The following is a 19,094-nucleotide window of genomic DNA, read 5'->3' on the forward strand; positions in this document are numbered from 1 at the left end:
ATTATTTTAATTTTGTGTTTTTTTTAACAGGATCAAAACCTTCACCACCACCTAAAAATTTGATTGGGTGACAAGATAAGATTCTTTTGATACTTAAAAACGATCCTTTTAACAGACCAAATTCTTTAAGTGCATCAATACTGTATTCTGAGCAAGTAGGTAAATATCTACAAGAATGTCCAAATAGAGGGCTAATCAGATATTTATAACCTTTGATAATTTTAATTAATATATTTGTAAAAATATTCATTATTTTATTTTTTCAAAATCCTGAAATAGAGTTTCTTTTATTAATTTGTATTCATTATTTAGCATAGATGACTTAGCGATAACAAGGAATGAATAGTTAAAATTTATTGATATTTTTTTAACTCCTTCGTTTAAAATATTCCTTAATCTTCTTTTAATCTTATTTCGCTTAACTGCATTCCCTAATTTTTTTTTTGTTACAAAGCTAATGTTGAGTTTTTTGTTATCTTTATTCATTAATCTACCAAAGAAAATAGTTACGTACTTATTTGAAAACTTTTTTTGTTTAAGTAAATTTTTAAATTCTTCGTTTTTTGAAAGAGCAACAATTTTGCTTTTCATTAATTTACACTGATACAGTTAAAGATTTTCTTCCTCTGGCTCTTCTTCTAGCTAAAAGTTTCTTCCCACCTTTAGTCTTCATTTTTGATCTAAAGCCGTGTTTTCGTGCTCTTTTTTTATTTGAAGGTTGGTATGTTCTTTTCATAAATAAATTGATTAAATTTTATAAATTTTGCCCCTTTATATTAGCAATAATAAAAATAGCAAATAGAAGATTTAGGAATAAAATAACAATATTTATGGAAAAAACAAAAAAAATTAAACTATTGATAGGTTTATCTTACTTAATAATTGTCAGTTTATTTTTATATTTTTTCTTTTCAAAATTTAGTCTTCAGGAGATCACATCTTATGATTTTTTGAGAAATAATAGATCTTATTTAATTGAGTTGAAGAATTCTAATATATTTTTAGTTTCGATTATATTTATAATTTTAACTATGCTTTGGGTATTTCCTTTTCTGGGCTTTGGATCTCCTGTAGCACTTATGGGTGGCTTTATTTTTGGAAAATGGATTGGAACACTAGTTGTGATAACTGGTTTAAGTGCAGGTGCAACTTTTTTATACATATTTGGAAATTATTTTTTAAGAGATTTAATTAGAGAAAAATTTCTTAATAAATTTCAAAATCTTGAAATTAAATTTAAAAAATCTGAATTTTTTTATTTACTCGTTTACAGATTTATTGGAGGAGTTCCTTGGCAAATAAGTTGTCTATTGCCAACATTATTTAATGTAAGAGTAAAAAATTTTCTATTTGCAACTTTTTTAGGGATTATACCCCAGACGTTTCTGGCAGTTTCAATTGGAAGTGGGATTGAAAAAGTAATCGATCAAAATTCAGAGGTTCCTGGAATAATGGATATTATCTTTTCTCCAGATATTTATGTTCCTCTTTTAGCGTTTTTTGTACTAATTGTGATTTCAATTATTTTTAGAAAAAAATTTTACAGAAATTAATGGTGCTCCCACCCTGTACTGACCAGGGAACTAGTCATTACCAATGACTTGTTATGCCATTTAACTACAGGAGCTAAAATACATTTAGTAATTTAATGATAATAAAGCATTTTTTTCAAATTATTGCCTTAATTTTTTGATGATAATGATCTATATCTACTAAATAAATGTTATGGGAATTCACTACGATTATAAATCTACAAAAGGCAACAAGCTTATGGAGAAGCAAGCTAAAAGAGAAAGAAAGCTTGCTGAAAAAAAAGCTAAACGTTTAGCTAAAGAAGGCCCAAAAAAAGAAGAGCCCACATCAAAACCATTAGATCCCAATAAACCAATATCGTTAGATTTTTTGACTAATCCCAACAAAGAATGAGTTCTAAAGATAAAAATGAGCGTTTGAGCCTAGCTTTAAGAAAAAATTTAAAAAAAAGAAAACTATTTCAAAAAAAAAATAAAAAAAAATCTAAGTAATGTCTATTCAGCCTGACTCGTGGATTAAGAAGATGTGCAAAGAGCACAATATGATCGAACCATTTTTAGATCATCAAGTTGCGGAGGGAAAAATATCATATGGATTAAGTAGCATGGGTTATGATGTAAGAATCTCTGATGAATATAGAATATTCACTAATGTAAATAATTCTTTAGTCGATCCAAAAAATTTTTCTGATGATAATTTTATTGAGAAAAAGGGACCACATTGCATTATTCCTCCAAACTCATTTGTTTTGGCTAAAACAGTAGAATATTTCAGAATTCCAAAAGATGTACTTTGTATATGTGTTGGTAAAAGTACTTATGCAAGAACTGGTATAATTTGTAATGTAACTCCTATTGAAAACGAATTTGAAGGAAATATAGTTATAGAGTTAAGCAACACTACACCCAATCCAGCAAAAATTTATTCCAATGAAGGTATAGCCCAATTTTTATTTTTTAAATCAGAAACTCAACCAGAGACAACTTATAAATCTAAGAACGGTAAATATCAGGGACAAACTACTATTCAGGTTGCTAAAATTAAAAAGTAAGTTATGGACAAATTTCTGATTGATGGTCCTAGCAAAATCAAGGGTAAAGTTTCAATATCAGGTTCTAAAAATGCTTCACTGCCAATATTAGCAGCTACACTACTTTTTGATTTACCGGTAACTATTAAAAACCTACCAAGAGTAAAAGATATTAGCACTATGCTTAATTTACTAAAGTCTCTTGGATCAAAAATTGAACTTTCTAAAGATAAAAAAACTGCAAAAATTTCAAACAATAAAAATATGAAAACTTTTGCTAGTTATTCATTAGTTAAAACAATGAGAGGTTCAATTTTAGTATTAGGACCCTTAGTTGCAAAATATCATAAGTCAAAAACATCATTACCAGGTGGTTGCTTAATTGGTGCAAGACCAGTTAATTATCATTTGTCAGCTTTAGAAAAACTTGGCATGAATTATGAAATTAAAGACGGTTACATTTTAGCAAAATCTTTTGGCAAACTTAAAGGAGCGTTAATTAGATTTCCAAAAATTACTGTTGGTGCAACTGAAAATTCTATAATTGCTGCATGCTTGGCAAAAGGAAAAACAATATTAAGAAACTGTGCTGTAGAGCCAGAAATAAAAGACCTTACTAACTTTCTCAATTCAGCTGGTGCAAAAATTAATTGGAAAGGGAGAACTTGTACTATCAAAGGAGTAAGTTCATTAAAATCAACAAATTATTCTGTAATGGCTGATAGAATTGAAGCTGGTACTTTTTGTGTAGCTGCAACTCTAGCTAAAGGGAATTTAGAAATAAATAATCTAGATCCAAAAATAATAAATACAGAACTTAATTTATTAAAAAAAACTGGCGCCAAAGTAAAAGTAATCAAAAATAAAATTCATATTAATGGGCCAGACAAAATTAAGTCTATTAAAAATATTAAAACAAAAGAGTTTCCCGGAATTCCAACAGATCTACAGGCGCAATTAATGGTCTTAATGTGTAAAGCAAAAGGAAAAAGTTCAATTACAGAAAATATTTTTGAAAATAGATTTATGCATGTTGCTGAATTACAAAGATTAGGTGCGAATATTACGACTAAAAATAATAAAGCTTATATTGAGGGTAATACGAAATTTATTGGTGCAGAAGTAATGTCTAGTGATCTAAGAGCATCAGTGGCACTTGTCTTAGCAGCTTCAGTTGCACAAGGAAGATCTGTAATTAATAGAATTTATCATTTAGATCGTGGTTATGAAAAAATTGAAAATAAATTAAAAAATATTGGTGTTAAAATAAAAAGATTAAAAAGATGAACAAATATTTAGCTAAAATTATTGCTACAGACAAAGAGGGATTACAAATGATTTCAGCTTGTAGTTCAGGAGCTAAAGTAAAAGTTTCAGATATTAAGTATCTAGAAACTAATAAAGTATTTTTGTTATCAATTGAACGTACTAAAGTAGAAAATGAAAATGAGGATAAAAAAGTCAATAGTATCTGCAGATTTGATTTTGTTGATAAGGTAAAGTCAAAAAATATTGATCAATCAAATCAAGAATTGGTTTTAGAATTAGTAGGAATAGATTATTTGAAAAATAACGATGTTTATGAAATAAATCTCTTTTTTAGTAATAATGCTCATATCGCTTTGACCGCCGAAACGATTGAAGCAATATTAGAGGATCAAAGCGAAATAAAATAAAGTAGAGATGAAAGTTTTAGATAACAGTAAGAAAAATTTTGACAAATTATTGGATGATTTGTTAATTCAAAGAAAGAGAAAAGTTCAATCAAGTTCTGTTTCAGTCACTAACATTATTAAAGATGTTAAAAAAAATGGTGATAAAGCTTTATTAAAATATGAGAAAAAATTTAATAAAAATTCAATAATTGAACCTAGCTCAAATCAAATTCAAAAATCAATTCAATCATTAAATTCTATTGTAAAAAAATCTATCGATACTGCATACAACAGGATTTATAAATTTCACTCATTACAAAAGTTTAAAAATATTTCTTACACTGATAAATTTAAAAATAAACTTGAGTATAAATATTTACCATTAGACTCGGTTGCAATTTATGTACCTGGTTCAACTGCATCCTATCCATCTAGTGTATTGATGAATGCAATTCCAGCTATTGTTGCTGGTGTAAAAAGAATAGTTATGATTAACCCAGGTTACAAAGGAAAACAAAATCCTGCAGTATTGTATGCTGCTAAAAAATGTAAAATTAATGAAATTTACTCAATAGGTGGACCATCTGCTATTGCTGCAGTTTCTTACGGAACTAAAAAAATAAAAAAAGTTGATAAAATTGTAGGCCCTGGAAATGCTTACGTTGCAGCTGCAAAAAAAGAAGTTTTTGGAGATGTTGGAATTGAGGGTATGACTGCTGGTCCTTCTGAAGTTACAATAGTTTGTGACAAGTATTCAAATCCAGAATGGATTGCTAGTGATTTAATAGGACAAGCAGAACATGATGATCTTGCACAGTGCATATTAATTTCAAAAGATAAAAACTTATTAAATAAAGTTAAAACTGAAATAATTAAACAATTAAAAGAGATTCCAAGAGAATCTATTGCAAGGAGAAGTTTGCAAAATAATGGAATTTTAATGCATGTAAATTCAGATAAAAAAATTATAGATATTGTTAACAAAATAGCTCCAGAGCATTTAGAGTTAAATGTTAAAAATTATAAATCTATTGTTTCAAAAATAAAAAATTCAGGATCAATTTGTTTAGGAAAATATGCTGTTATGGCTATGACGGATTATAATGTAGGTTCAAACCATGTTTTACCAACTAACGGATCAGCAAAATATTCAAGTGGTATAAGTGTAAACGAATTCTACAAAAGAATTTCATACATAAACCTATCAAAAAAGGGTATTGAAAGTCTTGGACCATCAGTTATAACACTTGCAAATTATGAAGGCCTGGTTGGGCATGCTCAATCAGTATTAAAAAGAATAAGGAGAAAATAAATTTGTCAAAACAAGACTTACTTGAATTCAAGGGGACTGTGATAGACCTACTCCCGAATGCAATGTTTAGAGTTAAGCTAGAGAATGGTCATACGGTTACAGCTCACACAGCAGGTAAGTTAAGAAAAAACAGAATTAGAGTTCTTCAAGGTGACAATGTAACTGTGGAGATGACACCTTACGATCTTACTAAAGGAAGAATTATCTTTAGAGGATAAATAAGGCTGAGTAGCTCAGGAGTAGAGCAGAGCCCTGAAAAGGCTTGTGTCGGAGGTGCGAATCCTTCCTCAGCCACCACCACAAAGTTTGATCTTGAAATACCTGTAAAAGAAATTAACTTAATTAATATAATAAATAACAAAAGGACGAAGAAATAAGATGAGTACACTACAAGGTAAAATAAAATGGTATAATGGTAAAAAGGGATATGGCTTTATAGAGAGAGACGACAAAGAGAAAGATGCCTTTGTACATGCTTCAGCTGTAAAAGCTGCTGGAATGAGATTTCTTAATGAAGGTGATAAACTTGAATTCACATTAGAAGACGGTCCTAAAGGTCCTTCTGCAGTAAATTTAAAAAAAATAGACTAATTTTCGTAAAATTTCTAAAGGACGTTATTTCTACGTTAGTAGATTAACGTCCTTTTTTTATTTAAGCCTTGAATATTAATAATTTTTGTCTAAAAGGCTGCTCATGAATATAAATATTACATACAGAATTACTTATAGAAGTACTCACAGAATCTGTTTCCATAGCCATTAGGCTATTTATTTATATTATAATTTTCATTCCACATAAAATAAGATAATAACTAAAGGATAAGCTTTGGTGGTGAAATAGTATCACGTCGGTTTGTGGATCCGAAGTCGTAGGAGCGTAACCTACCCAAAGTACCACTAAAATGGAAAAAGATAAAAAACTCAATCCTTCCTTACCATCTGGATTTGAAGATCGTTGGAATAAAAAGTTAGTTTTAAAAAAACAACTTTTAAAAGTGATTGAAAAAAATTTTTTAAAATTTGGAGCTGAACCATTAGAAACCCCTTCTTTTGAGATCAGTGAAAATATTGGTTCGTTTTTAGCAGAGGACGAGGATAACCCTATGTCTGATGTATTCTCATTCAAAGATGGTGATAAAAATATTACACTTAGATATGATCTTTCTAGTCCTTTAGCTAGATTTGTTGCTCAAAACAACCAAGAGCTTCCATCAATTTACAAAAGATACGCAATTCAGAATGTTTTTAGAAATGAAAAAGCAGGAAATGGAAGATACAGAGAGTTCATGCAGGCTGACTTTGATATTGTTGGAAATGTTAATTCAGCTCAAGCTAATGCAGAACTTTGTAATTTAATCTCAAGTACACTCTTAGATTGTGGTTTGAATAAAGATCAATTCACAATCAATATTAGTAACAGAAAAATAGTACAAGGTTTAATTGATGATTTAAAAATATCTGAAGATAAGCAATTAAAAGTAATTAGAGCTATTGATAAATTAGATAAACCTGGATTTGGTTTAAAAGGTGTTGAAGATCTTCTTAAAAAAGAGAGAAAAGATGCAAGCGGTGCAGTTACAAAAGGTGCTGATCTAACAGACGAACAAGCATCACAAATATTAAATTTTTTAAAAATAAAAGACTTAAAACAATTAAAAGAAAATTTAAAAAATCCACTGTCTCAAGAAGGAATTAAAGAGCTTGAGGAAATTTTTGAAATTTTAGGATTTGGTTCTAATTTAGAACAAGTACAAACCAATTTTACTATTGTTAGAGGTTTAGCTTATTATTCTGATTTTATTGTTGAAACTAACTTAAATTTTAAAGTTACAAATAATAAAGGAAAAGAAGTTGATATTGGCAGCATTTGTTCGGGAGGTTCTTATGCAAAGCTTATTTCAAGATTTAAAGGGGTAGATATTCCAGGTACAGGAATTAGTTTTGGTGTGGATAGATTGTTATTTGCACTTTTGCAATTGGATCAGATTAAGGTGGATGATCAAAAGCCTGTTTTAGTCTGTGTGATGGATGAAAAATATCTAAAAAATTATTACGAAATTGTAGATCAATTAAGAGAAAATAACATCAATGCAGAAATTTTTTTAGATACAAAGAAAAATTTAGGTAAGCAATTAACCTTAGCAAATAAGCGTGAATTAAATGTAGCAGTTATATGTGGTGACAATGAATTTAATGAAGGCACAGTAACGATAAAAAATCTCAAAGGTGTTAAAGGTGAAAACAACAAAACATTTCCAAAATCAAATTTAATAGATGAAATCAAAAAACTTATCTGAAAATATTCTTAGATCTGTAAAATCGAAGGGTTACAAATATATAGATTTACCCTCAGTTATTGAGGCTAATCATATCGTTCAAAGGTCAGGTGAAAACTTTAGAAAATTTATTTTTTCATTTACTGATCAAAATGGAAGTGAGCTGTGTCTTAGACCAGATTTAACAATTGCATCCTGCTTAAGATATTTAGAAAATAATTTAAAAGGAAAAGAAAAAATTTTCTATAGTGGTCAAGCTTATAGAAAATCTGACAATAAAAGTGATTCTATTATTCGAGATCAAATTGGATTCGAAATTTTAGGTTCTAAAGATGAAAAAAATGATGATAAAGAAATTATCAATACTTCGCTAAAATCTCTTCAAAATATTAAATATTCTTCAGGCAAATTAACAATAGGAAATGTTGAAATATTTAATTTGTTAATTTCAAAACTAGATATCCCGAAAAGATGGAAGTTAAGATTATCAAGACATTTTTGGAGAGAAGATTACTTTAATGATCTTTTAAAAAGATTGGAAACAAACTCCGATGTAGATCCAACAATCGTTGAAATAGATAAAAAGCGTTATTTAAAAATGCTAAAAGAGGATCTATCAAAAGTAGTAGCAGGTAGAACTATTAATGAGATATTAAATCGATTTGATAACAAAATTAAAGATCCAAGAAGAGCTAGTAAAGGTAAAGGTGTTTCAAAAATTATTAAAGACTTCTTAAAAATCAAATGCCCAATCAATGAGGCTGCATCTGAGTTAAATAAATTTTTTAAAAAAAATAGAATTAATTTGGTGGTCGATCAAAGATATTTTCCTATCTCTAACAACAAAGTTTCAAAACTAAATGTAGTATTTTCAACTTCTTTTGGAAGACAATTAGAATATTACACAGGAATGGTTTTTAAAATTGATGTTAAATCAAAAAATAAATTAAAAAATATTATTAATGGTGGTCGTTATGATCGATTAATTTCTGATCTTGGGTCAAAAAATCAAATACCAGCAGTTGGGGCTGCATTAAATTTAAATTATTAATGAAGAAAAATATTTTAAATATTGGAATTCCTAGCAAAGGTAGACTCAGAAAGGATGTCTTAAACATATTTAAAAAAAATAAATTAAATCTAATTTCAGAAAGAGGAGAAAGAGATTTATTAGGTTCAATTAAACAAAAGAAAAATGTTAAAATTTTATACCTTCATGCAAGAGAAATTATAGAAAGACTAGGAGATGGTTCTTTAGATCTAGGATTTTCCGGATTTGATTTGTTGAAAGAGAGTGAAATAAATATTCAAAAGAAAATTAATGTGATTAAAAAATATGACTTCGGGAAGGCCACGTTAGTAGTTGCAATTCCAGATCCTTGGATTGATGTTCAAACTATTGCTGATTTAGAGGAAATAGCATTTGAGTTTAGAGACAAGAAAAAGAAAAGATTAAGAGTTGCTACCAAATATCCAAATTTAACAAGAGATTTTTTATTTTCCAAAGGGGTTACTCAATTTAAATTAGTAGATAGTTTAGGTGCTACAGAGGCATATCCTTTTACTGGTTCATCAGAAATAATTACTGACATCACTTCAACAGGAGAAACTTTAAAAGCTAATAATCTAAGAATTTTAAAAGATGGTGAAATATTAAAATCAGAGGCTTGTATGATGATATCTAAATCATCCTCTAAAAATAAATCTCTTAAAAGTTTAGCTAGATTACTTTCTAAGAATTAAATCTTTCCAATAAATAAGAATAATTTTAATAATATCTAGGTTTCGAAGGATTGCATAAAGACCAACTAGCATTCCTAAACCAATAATAATTTTAAATATTAATAATAATTCCATTACATATTTTATATATGATATAAAGTGATTCATGGAAGCTATATTTTTAGTTATTTTAATTTTGCTGCTTGGAGCAGTTTCGACAATTCTTTACTTAAATTTAAGATCTAAGCCTGAAGATCAAAAAGAAAATAAAGAAGCTGAAGAAATAGCTAACTTAAAATCTGAAATTTCAAGTTTAAAGGATACTTTAAATACAACAATCAATAGCTCACTTGGAGCAATGTCCACTTCATTTAACAATCTGTCTACTGGAGTAACAAAAGATATGACAGAGGCTTTAACTAAAGTAGATGAAAAAGTTGGAAATTTTAATCAACAAGTTCAACTATTAAATCAAAGCCAAGAAGGAATAACTAAGATTTTAGCTGGTGTTAAAAAATATGGAACTCTTGCAGAGTTTAGTTTGGATGCACTGATTAAAGATTTACTTCCAGCTTCTCAATTCATGACAAATGTGAAAATGAAAGAAAATACAAGTGAGAATGTAGAATTTGCAATTAAGCTACAAGGTGATGTTTTAGTTCCAGTTGATAGTCATTTTCCGGTGGAGAAATTTAAAGCAATTACCGATGGTCATGACGCGGAAGATAAAAGGTTAGTTGCAGATGCTAGAGCAAAATTAGCCACTGCATTTAAAGCAAAAGCTAAAAGTGTAAATGAAAAATATATTGTACCACCAAAAACTACTGACTTTGCAATTGTGTATGCTCCTACAGAAAGTTTATACAAAGAGTTAACTGAATACCAAGACCCAAGTACAAAAGAATTATTAACGCAAGAATTAATGAAAAAATATAAAGTTGTAATTTGTGGCCCTAATACTTTGTCAGCATATTTGCAATCTTTACATATGGGCTTTCAATCCTTGAAAGTTCAAAAGGGTGCAACTGAAATTTACAATCATTTAAAAACAATAAGTACAAGATTTTCAAAACACTTTGACAACATAGTAGTTCTTAGAAAAAAATTAGAAGATGCTATGGGTGTAGTAGATAAATTTGGAACAGATGCGAGATCAATAAATAGAACTTTGGAAAGTATAAAAGATCCAGAACAAGTTGAGAAAGCTGTACAAACAGACAACGTTGAAAAATTTGTTGATAAACAAAGACAAATAAAAAATTAGTTTCTTTTTTTTGATAATACCATTTATAAGAAATCTCATGCAATGGAATCGTAAATATGATTATCCAAAATCTTCAAGAGCAACAGTTGATGGTATTAGAAGATACCTTTTGGGAGAAGAAAAATTACCAAGTGTTACTTCAATTTTAGATGTTACTAAATCTGAGGAGGATAAAGCAGCACTAGCAAATTGGAGAGAGAGAACAGGATATAAAGAAGCTGAAGCTATCACAAAAGCAGCAAGCAGTAGAGGTTCGCAGATGCATAACTACTTAGAATCTTATTTGCTTGGTAGAGAAAATTTAAGTTTTTTTGATGATAATGAACAATATAAATTGATGGCAAAAGAAATAATAGATCATGGTTTAAAAAATAGATTGGAAGAAATATGGGGTGTTGAGTGTACATTGTACTATCCAGATAAGTATGCTGGCACTGCGGACTGTGTTGGAGTTTATGAAGGAAGAGAAACAATTATAGATTTTAAACAAAGCAATAAACCAAAGAAAGCTGAGTATATCGATTCATGGTTATTACAAACCAGCGCTTATTCTTTAGCTCATAATGTTGTGTATAACTCCAATATCACTTCTTGTGTTATTTTGGTCTGCACTGTAGATAAATTATTCCAAGAATTTAAAATTCAAGGACATGATTTAGTCATCTATCAAAATTTGTTTTTAGGAAGATTAAAAAAATTTCATGAACTATCTAATTTAACTTAAAATATATAAGAAAATATGGACAAATTTGTAATCTACGACACTGAAACAACTAATAGCACTATTTGGGGATCAATTATTGAGGTTGGAGCAGTTGTTGTTGATAAAAATTTAAATGAAATTGGTAAGTTAAATATCAGAGGCAGAATGCCAGAAGGAGAAGTGCCTAGTGCTAAAGCTCTATTGGTAAACTCAACAAGTATCGATTTACTTACTAAAGGAAATTATTCTCATTATGAATTTTTAGGAGCAGTTGAAAACTTCTTTTCAAAAGCTGCCCCAGCATTATTCATGGGATGGAGTAACTTAAATTTTGATAGACGTATGTTTCATTTTAATTTTTTTAAAGGTAACAGATATCCTTATATTACTCACTCGTCTCCAAATAAAGAACACGACGGTCTTCATGTTGCAAGAGCTGCACAAACAATTAATTCTGAAACTTTAAAAACTGAACTAACAGATGCTGGAAATGAAAGTCTTGCTCTTGAAGGTTTAGCAAGACAACAAGGATTTGATACTTCACAACAACACACCGCGTATCATGATGCATTTACAAGTTTAAAAATTTTAAGAATTATAAAAGAAAAGCATAATGATAATTGGGAAAAATTTTTGACTACCTCTACAAAGAGTAGTGTGGAATCTATTTTAAAGACAGAGGGTATATATTCAATTTTTGAAAATGTTAAAGGAAGAAATATGATGTATTTAGTTTCAACCTTACATCCAGAACATTGTTTTCATCCAACTTATGCTTCTTGGGGATATCTATGGGATTTAAGAAGAGATCCAGAGCCTTTTCTAAACATGTCAGTTAATGAGCTTAAAGCTAATCTTAAAAAAATCAGTCCAAAAGCTCTAAGAGTTATAAAAACAAATAAAGCGCCTGTTGTATTAGATAAAAAATTTGCATTAAAAGAAAAAGCCTATGCAGATCTAGATTTAGAAACAATTCAAAAAAGAGCTAAATTAGTTAGATCTAGTGAAAACTTATGCAAAAATATTCAAATCATTAATAGAGAAGCTGCAGAAGAAAAGTCACAAACTCAAAACCAAGAAGATTTACTTCCCGAAGAAACTTTGTATGAGAAATTTGTTCCAAACAAAGATACTGCTTTATTCAAAACGTGGCACAGTTCATCATGGGAAGATAAATTAAGATTATTAGATAAATTTCAAGATAAAAGATGTGCATGGTTTGGGCAAAAAATAATTTACCAAGAAGCACCTCACGTATTGCCACCTGATTTATATAAAAATATTAAAAGTGAGATAGCTAGAAGAATTTTGAGTAAAAATAGAGAAAAGTGGCAAACTATAGCAATGGCATACACTGAAATAGACACCTTAAGAGATCAAGCATCTAATAGAGATGATGAAGAAGAACTTAAAAAATTAGATGAAATAAATGAATTTATTATGTCTATTGAAAAAAAATATGAAATTGCATAGTTGACTTTAAAACTTTAATTAATAGAAAGGATTTATGCTTATAGATTTTAAAGATGAAGATTTTGATAGTAAAATCAAAAATGAAGATGTTTCGGTAATTCAGTTTTCAGCTGCTTGGTGTGGTCCTTGCAAAGCTTTAAAACCAGTAATGGATAAATTAGCTGATGAATACAAAGGTAAAGCTGGTTTTTATTATGCTGATGTAGAAGATGGTGGAATAAATACCGGAAGTGCTGCTGGTATAAGAGGGGTACCAACTGTTATTATTTACAAAAAAGGTGTTGAAGTAGATAGAAAAGTTGGTGGAGTGCCCGAAAGCCACATGAAAGAATTTTTAGAAAAAAATATCTAATTCAAATTAAGTATTTCTCCAGCTAGATAAAGAGAACCTGTAATTAAAATTATATCGTTTTTCTTGACCGAAATAGACTTGATTGCTTTAAATATATCCTCTTTGTACTGAGCATTTTTGAAAGAATTTAGTTTGTTTTTTAAGTCTTTACCGCCTATTGAATTAGGTTGGTTTGGAATATCAATAGTGGTCAAGGTTGAGATATTTTTATAATAACTAATATACTCATTATGATCTTTGTTGGACATCATACCTAAGATTAAGTGTTTATTACAATCTAAAGTTTGGAGGTATTCATTTACCACTCTAGCTCCATCAGGATTATGATCTCCAGAAATTAATAATGTATTATTTTTTACAAGTTCTTTTAGTTTTCCAGATTTAATTTCCTGTAATCTTGCAAGATTATTAATATTTTGAATACCACTTACTATTTCATTGTTTTGAATTCCGAGATTTAAAGTTCTTATAGTTGCAATAGCAGTTGATATATTTTCTAGTTGAAACTGACCAAGAACGTTCGGTAGAGGAAGTTTCAAACCTCCCAATTTATCCTCATAGTAAAAAAAACCATTCTCTTGAATTGAATAACTATAGTCTTCATTAAAAAATAACTTATTTGAAGAGTTATGTTTAATAGTTTTTTTAATACATTCCATTGTCTCTTTTTTATTTTGCTTTGCGATAACAATATTTGAATTAAGTAAGGCTGATGTTTTTTCAAAAACAATTTGCTCAATTGTTTGATTTTCTTTTGGAAGCCAGTCGAGATGGTCTTTACTTATAGATGTTACTATACTTGCAAGATTACTCTTTAAAATATTGGTAGCATCAAAACGGTGGAATAAACCACTTTCAATTAAGTTGATATTGTCAGGATATTGGGCAGCTTTATAAAAAAAACAAGCTGATAACATTTCAAAAACAGTTATTGGTTCGTTATTATTAACTTTTTCTACCTCTTCTAATAAATCAGCTAATTCCTCGTCATTTAATTCCTGATTATTAAATACAAATCTTTCATTAATTTTTTGTATATGTGGGCTCGTATACACATTGCATTTTAAATTTGCTTCCTTGAGAATTGCATAAATAGCCTGGATGGTAGAGTTCTTTCCATTAGTTCCAACAACTGATATGGCCTTAATTTTATCTTGAGGATTTCCTAATTTTTTACAAAGATTTTGAATTCTATCTAAAGATAAATCTATTTCTTTAGGATGCAACTTTTGAAAATTGCTGAGTATCTTCTGAAGTTTCATTTTGCTCAGAACTTATAGCAGAATTTTGTTTTAACAATATTGATAATAAAGTTCCTATTTTAGATGCTAGATCTCTTCTCTCTACGATTAAATCAACAAACCCAGTTTTCTCAACATACTCGCTTTTTTGAAAACCTTCTGGCAATTCTTCTTTTACTGTTCCTTGAATAACTCTTGCACCTGCAAATGCAATTAAAGCACCAGGTTCAGCAATATGAATATCACCTAACATTGCATAAGAAGCAGTTATTCCTCCTGCAGTTGGATCTGTAATGCAGACTAAGTAGGGTAAACCATTTTTCTTTAATTCATTAATTGCAAGTGTAGTTCTTGTCATTTGAGACAATGAAATTAAACTTTCCATCATTCTCATTCCTCCACCAGCGCTTATACATATAAATGGTGTTTGATTTTCTATTGCATGTTGAATTCCATATAAAAATGCTTCACCTTCTGCAGCAGCCATTGAAGCTCCTAAAAAATCAAAGTCAGATGCAACAGCTGTTATTTTAATATTATTGATTGTCCCAGATGCAACCATCATTCCACAATCTAATCCAGTTTTCTTACGAGCAATTTTTAATCTATCTTTGTATGATTTAGAGTCTGTCCAATTTAAAGGATCATCTTTTGGAATAGGTGTTTTAAAAACTTCGTAATTGTTTTTTCCAAATAAAATATCAAATCTTTGTTTAGGTTTAATTCTATGATGTTTATTACAATCTGGACATACCCAAAGATTTGCTTCTAAATCTTTTTTTAGAATTGGTCCTCGACAACAACTTGTCCATTCACTTTTTGCGATATCTTCTTTAGTAGCTCGTTCACGTATAGCAGTTTTTATTTTTTCACCTGCTTTAATAATTTTGGTTATCCAGTTCATTGAATTTTATTTCTTAATCTTTTAACGATATTAGTAACATTTGTGACAGTATTTTGTCTTCTTTCAATTGATTTAGATATTTCCTTACATATCGCACTACCAACTACTAAACCATCAGCTTTTTTAAGAGATTTAATCGTCTTTTCTGTAATACCAAAGCCAATCACTACATTTTTTGATTTATTTTGATTTTTAATTTTATTGTATCTTTCCAAGATTTTCTTTGGGGAAACTTTTAGTTTACCCCCTGTAGTTGACAACATGCTAATATAGTAAACCATATCATGCGAGTCCTTTATTATTTTTTTTAATCTAATTTGAGAAGTAGTAGGTGAGACCAGCTGTATAAAATTCACTCCATTCTTTTTACATTTTGATGCAAAATTTTTGTTTTCAGGATAAGGTAAATCTACAACAATTAGTCCATCTACTTTTGATTTTTTACATTTATCTAAAAATTTATTTTCATTGTACTGAAATATCATATTGTAATAACCCATTAGAATAATAGGTGTATTTTTTTTTGATTTTTTAAAATTTTTTGCAATTGAAAATACATCATTAATTTTTATACCGTTTTTAATTGCTCTGTAGGCACTAGTTTGGATTTGACCTCCGTCAGCTATGGGTGTGTTATGTGGAAATCCTAATTCACAAATATCAGCATAATTTGAAATAGACTTTAGAATTTCTAAAGATTTTTTTTTAGTATTATCACCTGCAACTGTATAAGTCAGTAAGGCAGGCCTATTTTCTTTTTTTGCATTTAAAAAAGCTTTATTAAGTAAAGAGCTCATTAATATTTTCCCAATCTTTCTCTTAAAATATCTCTATCTTTTTTTGCATCACCACAAGAGTTAACAATTATAATTGTATCTTTACTTAATTTTGGAGCAATTTTTATTGCCTCAGCAAAAGCATGACTTGGTTCTAAACTTGGATTAAGTTTTTCAAATTTAGTTACCATTACATGTGCACTAAGTGCATCCTCATCTGTTGCATAAGTATATCGTGCTCTTTTAGTATCTTTTAAGAAGCAATGAATAGGACTAACACCAGGATAATCTAAACCAGCACTTATAGACTCTGTATCACTAATTTGTCCTTCATTATTTTGGCAAACATACGAAGCTGCTCCGTGCAAAATACCAACTTTTGCATTTCTACTTAGTGGTGCTGCATGAAGTTTAGATTTTTTTGGACCTCCAGCTTCTACACCAATTAATTCTATTTGTTTTTTATCAAAATCAATAAACTCACTCCAAAATCCATATGCAGAACTACCACCTCCAACACAATTAATTAACTTAATTTTATTTGGAATTTTTTTAAATTCTTTTTTAAGCTGTGTTCTTAATTCTCTAGAAATTTGTGCAGTTGACCAACCACATATTTTTACAAAGATATTTGGTCCAACAGTACTACCAACACACATGTGTGTATTGTCACAATTAGATACCCAATATCGCATGCATTCACTCACTGCATCAACTAAAGTCTGACTTCCAGAATAAACTGGTACTATTTCTGCACCGTTTTTTCTCATAGCGTCACAATTTGGTTTTTGTCTTTTAATGTCTTTAGCACCCATAAAAATTTTGCATTTAAGTCCAAATTTTTTAGCTGCCATACTTAACATTTTTCCTGCATATCCAGCACCAGTATCGCCAACGATATATTTTTTACCCATAGCTTTACAAATTAGTGCATGAACTGTGGCATTATAGATTTTATGTGCACCTCCATTTGCTTCAGAAACTACTTTTGCCCAAATTTGAGCTCCACCTAAATGATTAGACAAATTTTCTAATTTCACAAAAGAGGTTGGAGATCCGATATAATTTTTAAAATAATAATCTCTTTTTTTTAAAAAGGCTTTATTATTTCTAAGTTTCTTAAATTCTTTTGTTAAATCCTCTACTGGTTTTTTCAAAGTTTCAGGTATAAAACTACCCCCAAATTTTCCTCCCCAAAAACCTTGTTGATCGTGTTGATCAATTAATGGAATACCTTTTTTAAGCTTCATTTTTAATTTCATTAACTTTATTTAAAAAAAATTCTATTTTGGATAGGTCTTTTAATCCAGATGTTTCTACACCACCAGATAAATCTATAAAATTTGCCAAATTTTTGAAATTTTTAAGCTCTTCATTGTATTGAATATTTCCAGCAATCATTAATTCCTTATTTAATTTGATATTTTTAATCAAGTCATGATCAAAAGACTGACTTTTCTCGTAACCCTTACTATCAAATAAATAAATATCAGTATGATCAGAATATAATTTATAATTACTCAAATCAGACTTTGATTTTATTGTGAAAGCTGTAATAATTTTCTTTTGATATTTTTCTTTTATCTCTTTTATTTCCTCTGGTGTACAATCATATAGTTGATAGTAATCAAAAGGTAAGTTTTTAATTTTCTCTAAAATATTTACATTTGGTTTTACCAGAACAGCAACATAGTAACTTTGTTTTGGATTATTGATTAAAAGTTTTTTTAAATTTTCATATTCAACATATCTAGAACTTTTTGGATAGTTGCAAATAAATCCTATAAATGTTGGTGGGTGAGGGTGATTAATTAAAAAATTTAAAGTATCAAGATCAGAAATCCCACAAATTTTACAACCCTTAATCATCAGTATAAATGATTAATTAATTTTTTAATATTATTCTTTATATTACCTTTTGTAAGAGATCTTCCAATTACTACTCCTGAAACTTTATTTTTGAAAGCATCTTTTGGTGTCATTACTCTAGCTTGATCATTTGTATTGTCACCTGGCAATCTTATACCGGGCGTGATGATTAAAAAATTTTTGTATTTTTTTCTAATAATTTTTGCCTCCTTTGCAGAACAAACTATCCCGTCACACCCAGATTTTTTAACAATTCCTGCTTGCTTTAAAACAAGTTGTTCAACTGTTTTAGTATAACCAATTTCTTTTAAGGATTTATTGTTAAGACTAGTTAAGACTGTAACTCCTAATATTTTTAAAGTTTTATTAATTTGTTTAGCTTTTTCTTTAATAGCTTTAAGCATGTTAAGTCCACCATTTGCATGCACAGTAATATATTTACATTTTTTTAAATCTTTTAAACTATCAACTGCAGAAAGAGCTGTTTGTGGGATATCATTGATTTTTAAATCTAACCAAAAATCTGATTTATATTTTTCTAAAAATTTTCTTCCATTTTTTGAGTAAAAAAATTGCAATCCAAATTTTGGAATAATCTTTAATTTTTTAGTTTTTATATTATTAAGAATTTTATTTATTTGATTTAAATTTGAAGTATCACAAGCAACAAATATGTTTTTATTCTTCATTATTAATCTTTTTAAACATTTCCTTACTCATTTTCCATGATATCACTTTCTTTTGAGGAACAGCAACTTTTTCACCAGTTTTTGGATTTCTTCTAATGGATGCTTTTTGAGTTTTAACTCTAAATGTTCCAAAATTTCTTAATTCGACGCCGTCCCCTCTACGAAGAGCCCTTTTTATCTCATTTAAAATTATATCAGTAAATTTTTCTAAATCTTTTTTTAAGAAATTTGGGTAGTTATGAGAGAGTTGTTTTAAAAGCTTTGATTTTACAATAGCCAATTTATAACTTCTTCA

Annotated in this window: 26 protein-coding genes and 1 tRNA gene; 16 read left to right on the plus strand and 11 right to left on the minus strand. The window is 28.8% G+C overall.

Annotated features, from left to right (window positions below; translation table 11 throughout):
- Position 1: 1 nt before the first annotated feature.
- Genes yidD through rpmH form a run of 3 tightly spaced genes read right to left on the minus strand, consistent with a single transcriptional unit; the run spans position 2 to position 736 of the window.
- The gene (gene yidD, locus VP90_RS05595; protein ID WP_075505949.1) at positions 2-250 is read right to left on the minus strand and encodes a membrane protein insertion efficiency factor YidD; all 249 of its coding nucleotides are present in this window, start codon (positions 248-250) and stop codon (positions 2-4) included.
- Positions 250-591: a ribonuclease P protein component gene (gene rnpA / locus VP90_RS05600; RefSeq protein WP_262590139.1), complete on the minus strand. Its 342-nt coding sequence runs from the start codon at positions 589-591 to the stop codon at positions 250-252. Before rnpA ends, yidD begins: the two co-directional genes overlap by 1 nt.
- Before the next feature lie 4 nt (positions 592-595).
- The gene (gene rpmH, locus VP90_RS05605) at positions 596-736 is read right to left on the minus strand and encodes a 50S ribosomal protein L34 (RefSeq protein ID WP_023854404.1); all 141 of its coding nucleotides are present in this window, start codon (positions 734-736) and stop codon (positions 596-598) included.
- Positions 737-830: 94 nt separating this feature from the next.
- On the opposite strand from rpmH, the gene VP90_RS05610 reads away from it, so the two are divergent.
- From VP90_RS05610 to hisG, 12 genes are all read left to right on the plus strand, one after another.
- Positions 831-1,553 carry a TVP38/TMEM64 family protein gene (locus VP90_RS05610; RefSeq protein WP_262590140.1) on the plus strand — a complete coding sequence of 241 codons (723 nt, stop codon included), beginning with the start codon at positions 831-833 and terminating at the stop codon, positions 1,551-1,553.
- Positions 1,554-1,725: 172 nt separating this feature from the next.
- On the plus strand, positions 1,726-1,926 hold the full coding sequence (locus VP90_RS05615; protein ID WP_075505952.1) for a hypothetical protein: 201 nt from the start codon (positions 1,726-1,728) through the stop codon (positions 1,924-1,926).
- Positions 1,927-2,023: 97 nt separating this feature from the next.
- Complete coding sequence (dcd, locus tag VP90_RS05620; protein ID WP_075505953.1) at positions 2,024-2,584, plus strand: dCTP deaminase; 561 nt, start codon at positions 2,024-2,026, stop codon at positions 2,582-2,584.
- 3 nt (positions 2,585-2,587) lie between these two features.
- A complete protein-coding gene (gene murA / locus VP90_RS05625) occupies positions 2,588-3,850 on the plus strand; it encodes a UDP-N-acetylglucosamine 1-carboxyvinyltransferase (protein WP_262590142.1) in 1,263 nt (420 codons plus the stop codon).
- Positions 3,847-4,239: a DUF2948 family protein gene (locus VP90_RS05630; RefSeq protein ID WP_262590143.1), complete on the plus strand. Its 393-nt coding sequence runs from the start codon at positions 3,847-3,849 to the stop codon at positions 4,237-4,239. Before murA ends, VP90_RS05630 begins: the two co-directional genes overlap by 4 nt.
- A 7-nt stretch (positions 4,240-4,246) precedes the next feature.
- Positions 4,247-5,530, plus strand: a complete 1,284-nt coding sequence (gene hisD, locus VP90_RS05635; RefSeq protein WP_262590144.1) for a histidinol dehydrogenase — start codon at positions 4,247-4,249, stop codon at positions 5,528-5,530.
- A gap of 2 nt (positions 5,531-5,532) precedes the next feature.
- Positions 5,533-5,748, plus strand: a complete 216-nt coding sequence (gene infA, locus VP90_RS05640; protein ID WP_023854397.1) for a translation initiation factor IF-1 — start codon at positions 5,533-5,535, stop codon at positions 5,746-5,748.
- Between the two features lie 4 nt (positions 5,749-5,752).
- Positions 5,753-5,827, plus strand: a tRNA-Phe gene (locus VP90_RS05645).
- A gap of 81 nt (positions 5,828-5,908) precedes the next feature.
- Positions 5,909-6,121, plus strand: a complete 213-nt coding sequence (locus VP90_RS05650) for a cold-shock protein (RefSeq protein ID WP_075505957.1) — start codon at positions 5,909-5,911, stop codon at positions 6,119-6,121.
- A 311-nt stretch (positions 6,122-6,432) separates the two neighbouring features.
- Positions 6,433-7,827 carry a histidine--tRNA ligase gene (gene hisS, locus VP90_RS05655; RefSeq protein ID WP_262590146.1) on the plus strand — a complete coding sequence of 465 codons (1,395 nt, stop codon included), beginning with the start codon at positions 6,433-6,435 and terminating at the stop codon, positions 7,825-7,827.
- Positions 7,805-8,857, plus strand: coding sequence for an ATP phosphoribosyltransferase regulatory subunit (locus VP90_RS05660; protein WP_262590147.1), 1,053 nt, complete (start codon positions 7,805-7,807; stop codon positions 8,855-8,857). The genes hisS and VP90_RS05660 overlap by 23 nt, the downstream gene beginning before the upstream one ends.
- Positions 8,857-9,549: an ATP phosphoribosyltransferase gene (hisG, locus tag VP90_RS05665; RefSeq protein WP_262590148.1), complete on the plus strand. Its 693-nt coding sequence runs from the start codon at positions 8,857-8,859 to the stop codon at positions 9,547-9,549. Before VP90_RS05660 ends, hisG begins: the two co-directional genes overlap by 1 nt.
- On the opposite strand, the gene VP90_RS05670 is transcribed toward hisG, so the two are convergent.
- Entirely contained in the window at positions 9,532-9,696 is a 165-nt protein-coding gene (locus VP90_RS05670; RefSeq protein WP_262590149.1) for a hypothetical protein, read from the minus strand. The two genes, hisG and VP90_RS05670, sit on opposite strands and share 18 nt — an antisense overlap.
- Here VP90_RS05670 and VP90_RS05675 point away from each other — a divergent pair.
- The 4 genes from VP90_RS05675 to VP90_RS05690 are packed head-to-tail and all read left to right on the plus strand — an operon-like array spanning position 9,695 to position 13,320.
- Positions 9,695-10,792: a DNA recombination protein RmuC gene (locus VP90_RS05675; protein WP_262590151.1), complete on the plus strand. Its 1,098-nt coding sequence runs from the start codon at positions 9,695-9,697 to the stop codon at positions 10,790-10,792. The genes VP90_RS05670 and VP90_RS05675 overlap by 2 nt on opposite strands.
- 37 nt (positions 10,793-10,829) lie before the next feature.
- Positions 10,830-11,516, plus strand: coding sequence for a hypothetical protein (locus tag VP90_RS05680; RefSeq protein WP_262590152.1), 687 nt, complete (start codon positions 10,830-10,832; stop codon positions 11,514-11,516).
- A 15-nt stretch (positions 11,517-11,531) separates the two neighbouring features.
- Positions 11,532-12,968, plus strand: a complete 1,437-nt coding sequence (locus tag VP90_RS05685; protein WP_262590153.1) for an exonuclease domain-containing protein — start codon at positions 11,532-11,534, stop codon at positions 12,966-12,968.
- 34 nt (positions 12,969-13,002) lie between these two features.
- Positions 13,003-13,320 (plus strand): thioredoxin family protein, encoded by a 318-nt coding sequence (locus VP90_RS05690; protein WP_075505964.1) that lies wholly within the window; start codon positions 13,003-13,005, stop codon positions 13,318-13,320.
- On the opposite strand, the gene VP90_RS05695 is transcribed toward VP90_RS05690, so the two are convergent.
- From VP90_RS05695 to VP90_RS05725, 7 genes are read right to left on the minus strand one after another with little or no spacing between them, the layout of a single operon-like run.
- Entirely contained in the window at positions 13,317-14,582 is a 1,266-nt protein-coding gene (locus tag VP90_RS05695) for a bifunctional folylpolyglutamate synthase/dihydrofolate synthase (protein ID WP_262590154.1), read from the minus strand. The two genes, VP90_RS05690 and VP90_RS05695, sit on opposite strands and share 4 nt — an antisense overlap.
- Positions 14,536-15,465, minus strand: coding sequence for an acetyl-CoA carboxylase carboxyltransferase subunit beta (locus VP90_RS05700; protein WP_262590155.1), 930 nt, complete (start codon positions 15,463-15,465; stop codon positions 14,536-14,538). Before VP90_RS05700 ends, VP90_RS05695 begins: the two co-directional genes overlap by 47 nt.
- On the minus strand, positions 15,462-16,262 hold the full coding sequence (trpA, locus tag VP90_RS05705; protein ID WP_262590156.1) for a tryptophan synthase subunit alpha: 801 nt from the start codon (positions 16,260-16,262) through the stop codon (positions 15,462-15,464). Before trpA ends, VP90_RS05700 begins: the two co-directional genes overlap by 4 nt.
- Positions 16,262-17,491 carry a tryptophan synthase subunit beta gene (locus VP90_RS05710; protein WP_425321980.1) on the minus strand — a complete coding sequence of 410 codons (1,230 nt, stop codon included), beginning with the start codon at positions 17,489-17,491 and terminating at the stop codon, positions 16,262-16,264. The genes trpA and VP90_RS05710 overlap by 1 nt, the downstream gene beginning before the upstream one ends.
- The gene (locus tag VP90_RS05715) at positions 17,481-18,110 is read right to left on the minus strand and encodes a phosphoribosylanthranilate isomerase (protein WP_262590159.1); all 630 of its coding nucleotides are present in this window, start codon (positions 18,108-18,110) and stop codon (positions 17,481-17,483) included. The genes VP90_RS05710 and VP90_RS05715 overlap by 11 nt, the downstream gene beginning before the upstream one ends.
- Positions 18,110-18,799, minus strand: coding sequence for an orotidine-5'-phosphate decarboxylase (gene pyrF, locus VP90_RS05720; RefSeq protein WP_262590160.1), 690 nt, complete (start codon positions 18,797-18,799; stop codon positions 18,110-18,112). Before pyrF ends, VP90_RS05715 begins: the two co-directional genes overlap by 1 nt.
- Complete coding sequence (locus VP90_RS05725; RefSeq protein WP_262590161.1) at positions 18,789-19,079, minus strand: HU family DNA-binding protein; 291 nt, start codon at positions 19,077-19,079, stop codon at positions 18,789-18,791. The genes pyrF and VP90_RS05725 overlap by 11 nt, the downstream gene beginning before the upstream one ends.
- Positions 19,080-19,094 lie beyond the last annotated feature (15 nt).

It is taken from the genome of Candidatus Pelagibacter ubique HIMB140, assembly GCF_025558165.1.
Taxonomy (GTDB): domain Bacteria; phylum Pseudomonadota; class Alphaproteobacteria; order Pelagibacterales; family Pelagibacteraceae; genus Pelagibacter; species Pelagibacter ubique_T.

What these genes read in the sequence shown, in the direction of transcription:
- yidD (WP_075505949.1), bottom strand. Translation starts at nt 250, where the DNA reads ATGAATATTTTTACAAATATATTAATTAAAATTATCAAAGGTTATAAA.
- rnpA (WP_262590139.1), bottom strand. Translation starts at nt 591, where the DNA reads ATGAAAAGCAAAATTGTTGCTCTTTCAAAAAACGAAGAATTTAAAAAT.
- rpmH (WP_023854404.1), bottom strand. Translation starts at nt 736, where the DNA reads ATGAAAAGAACATACCAACCTTCAAATAAAAAAAGAGCACGAAAACAC.
- VP90_RS05610 (WP_262590140.1), top strand. Translation starts at nt 831, where the DNA reads ATGGAAAAAACAAAAAAAATTAAACTATTGATAGGTTTATCTTACTTA.
- VP90_RS05615 (WP_075505952.1), top strand. Translation starts at nt 1,726, where the DNA reads ATGGGAATTCACTACGATTATAAATCTACAAAAGGCAACAAGCTTATG.
- dcd (WP_075505953.1), top strand. Translation starts at nt 2,024, where the DNA reads ATGTCTATTCAGCCTGACTCGTGGATTAAGAAGATGTGCAAAGAGCAC.
- murA (WP_262590142.1), top strand. Translation starts at nt 2,588, where the DNA reads ATGGACAAATTTCTGATTGATGGTCCTAGCAAAATCAAGGGTAAAGTT.
- VP90_RS05630 (WP_262590143.1), top strand. Translation starts at nt 3,847, where the DNA reads ATGAACAAATATTTAGCTAAAATTATTGCTACAGACAAAGAGGGATTA.
- hisD (WP_262590144.1), top strand. Translation starts at nt 4,247, where the DNA reads ATGAAAGTTTTAGATAACAGTAAGAAAAATTTTGACAAATTATTGGAT.
- VP90_RS05650 (WP_075505957.1), top strand. Translation starts at nt 5,909, where the DNA reads ATGAGTACACTACAAGGTAAAATAAAATGGTATAATGGTAAAAAGGGA.
- hisS (WP_262590146.1), top strand. Translation starts at nt 6,433, where the DNA reads ATGGAAAAAGATAAAAAACTCAATCCTTCCTTACCATCTGGATTTGAA.
- VP90_RS05660 (WP_262590147.1), top strand. Translation starts at nt 7,805, where the DNA reads ATGAAATCAAAAAACTTATCTGAAAATATTCTTAGATCTGTAAAATCG.
- hisG (WP_262590148.1), top strand. Translation starts at nt 8,857, where the DNA reads ATGAAGAAAAATATTTTAAATATTGGAATTCCTAGCAAAGGTAGACTC.
- VP90_RS05675 (WP_262590151.1), top strand. Translation starts at nt 9,695, where the DNA reads ATGGAAGCTATATTTTTAGTTATTTTAATTTTGCTGCTTGGAGCAGTT.
- VP90_RS05670 (WP_262590149.1), bottom strand. Translation starts at nt 9,696, where the DNA reads ATGAATCACTTTATATCATATATAAAATATGTAATGGAATTATTATTA.
- VP90_RS05680 (WP_262590152.1), top strand. Translation starts at nt 10,830, where the DNA reads ATGCAATGGAATCGTAAATATGATTATCCAAAATCTTCAAGAGCAACA.
- VP90_RS05685 (WP_262590153.1), top strand. Translation starts at nt 11,532, where the DNA reads ATGGACAAATTTGTAATCTACGACACTGAAACAACTAATAGCACTATT.
- VP90_RS05690 (WP_075505964.1), top strand. Translation starts at nt 13,003, where the DNA reads ATGCTTATAGATTTTAAAGATGAAGATTTTGATAGTAAAATCAAAAAT.
- VP90_RS05695 (WP_262590154.1), bottom strand. Translation starts at nt 14,582, where the DNA reads ATGAAACTTCAGAAGATACTCAGCAATTTTCAAAAGTTGCATCCTAAA.
- VP90_RS05700 (WP_262590155.1), bottom strand. Translation starts at nt 15,465, where the DNA reads ATGAACTGGATAACCAAAATTATTAAAGCAGGTGAAAAAATAAAAACT.
- trpA (WP_262590156.1), bottom strand. Translation starts at nt 16,262, where the DNA reads ATGAGCTCTTTACTTAATAAAGCTTTTTTAAATGCAAAAAAAGAAAAT.
- VP90_RS05710 (WP_425321980.1), bottom strand. Translation starts at nt 17,491, where the DNA reads ATGAAGCTTAAAAAAGGTATTCCATTAATTGATCAACACGATCAACAA.
- VP90_RS05715 (WP_262590159.1), bottom strand. Translation starts at nt 18,110, where the DNA reads ATGATTAAGGGTTGTAAAATTTGTGGGATTTCTGATCTTGATACTTTA.
- pyrF (WP_262590160.1), bottom strand. Translation starts at nt 18,799, where the DNA reads ATGAAGAATAAAAACATATTTGTTGCTTGTGATACTTCAAATTTAAAT.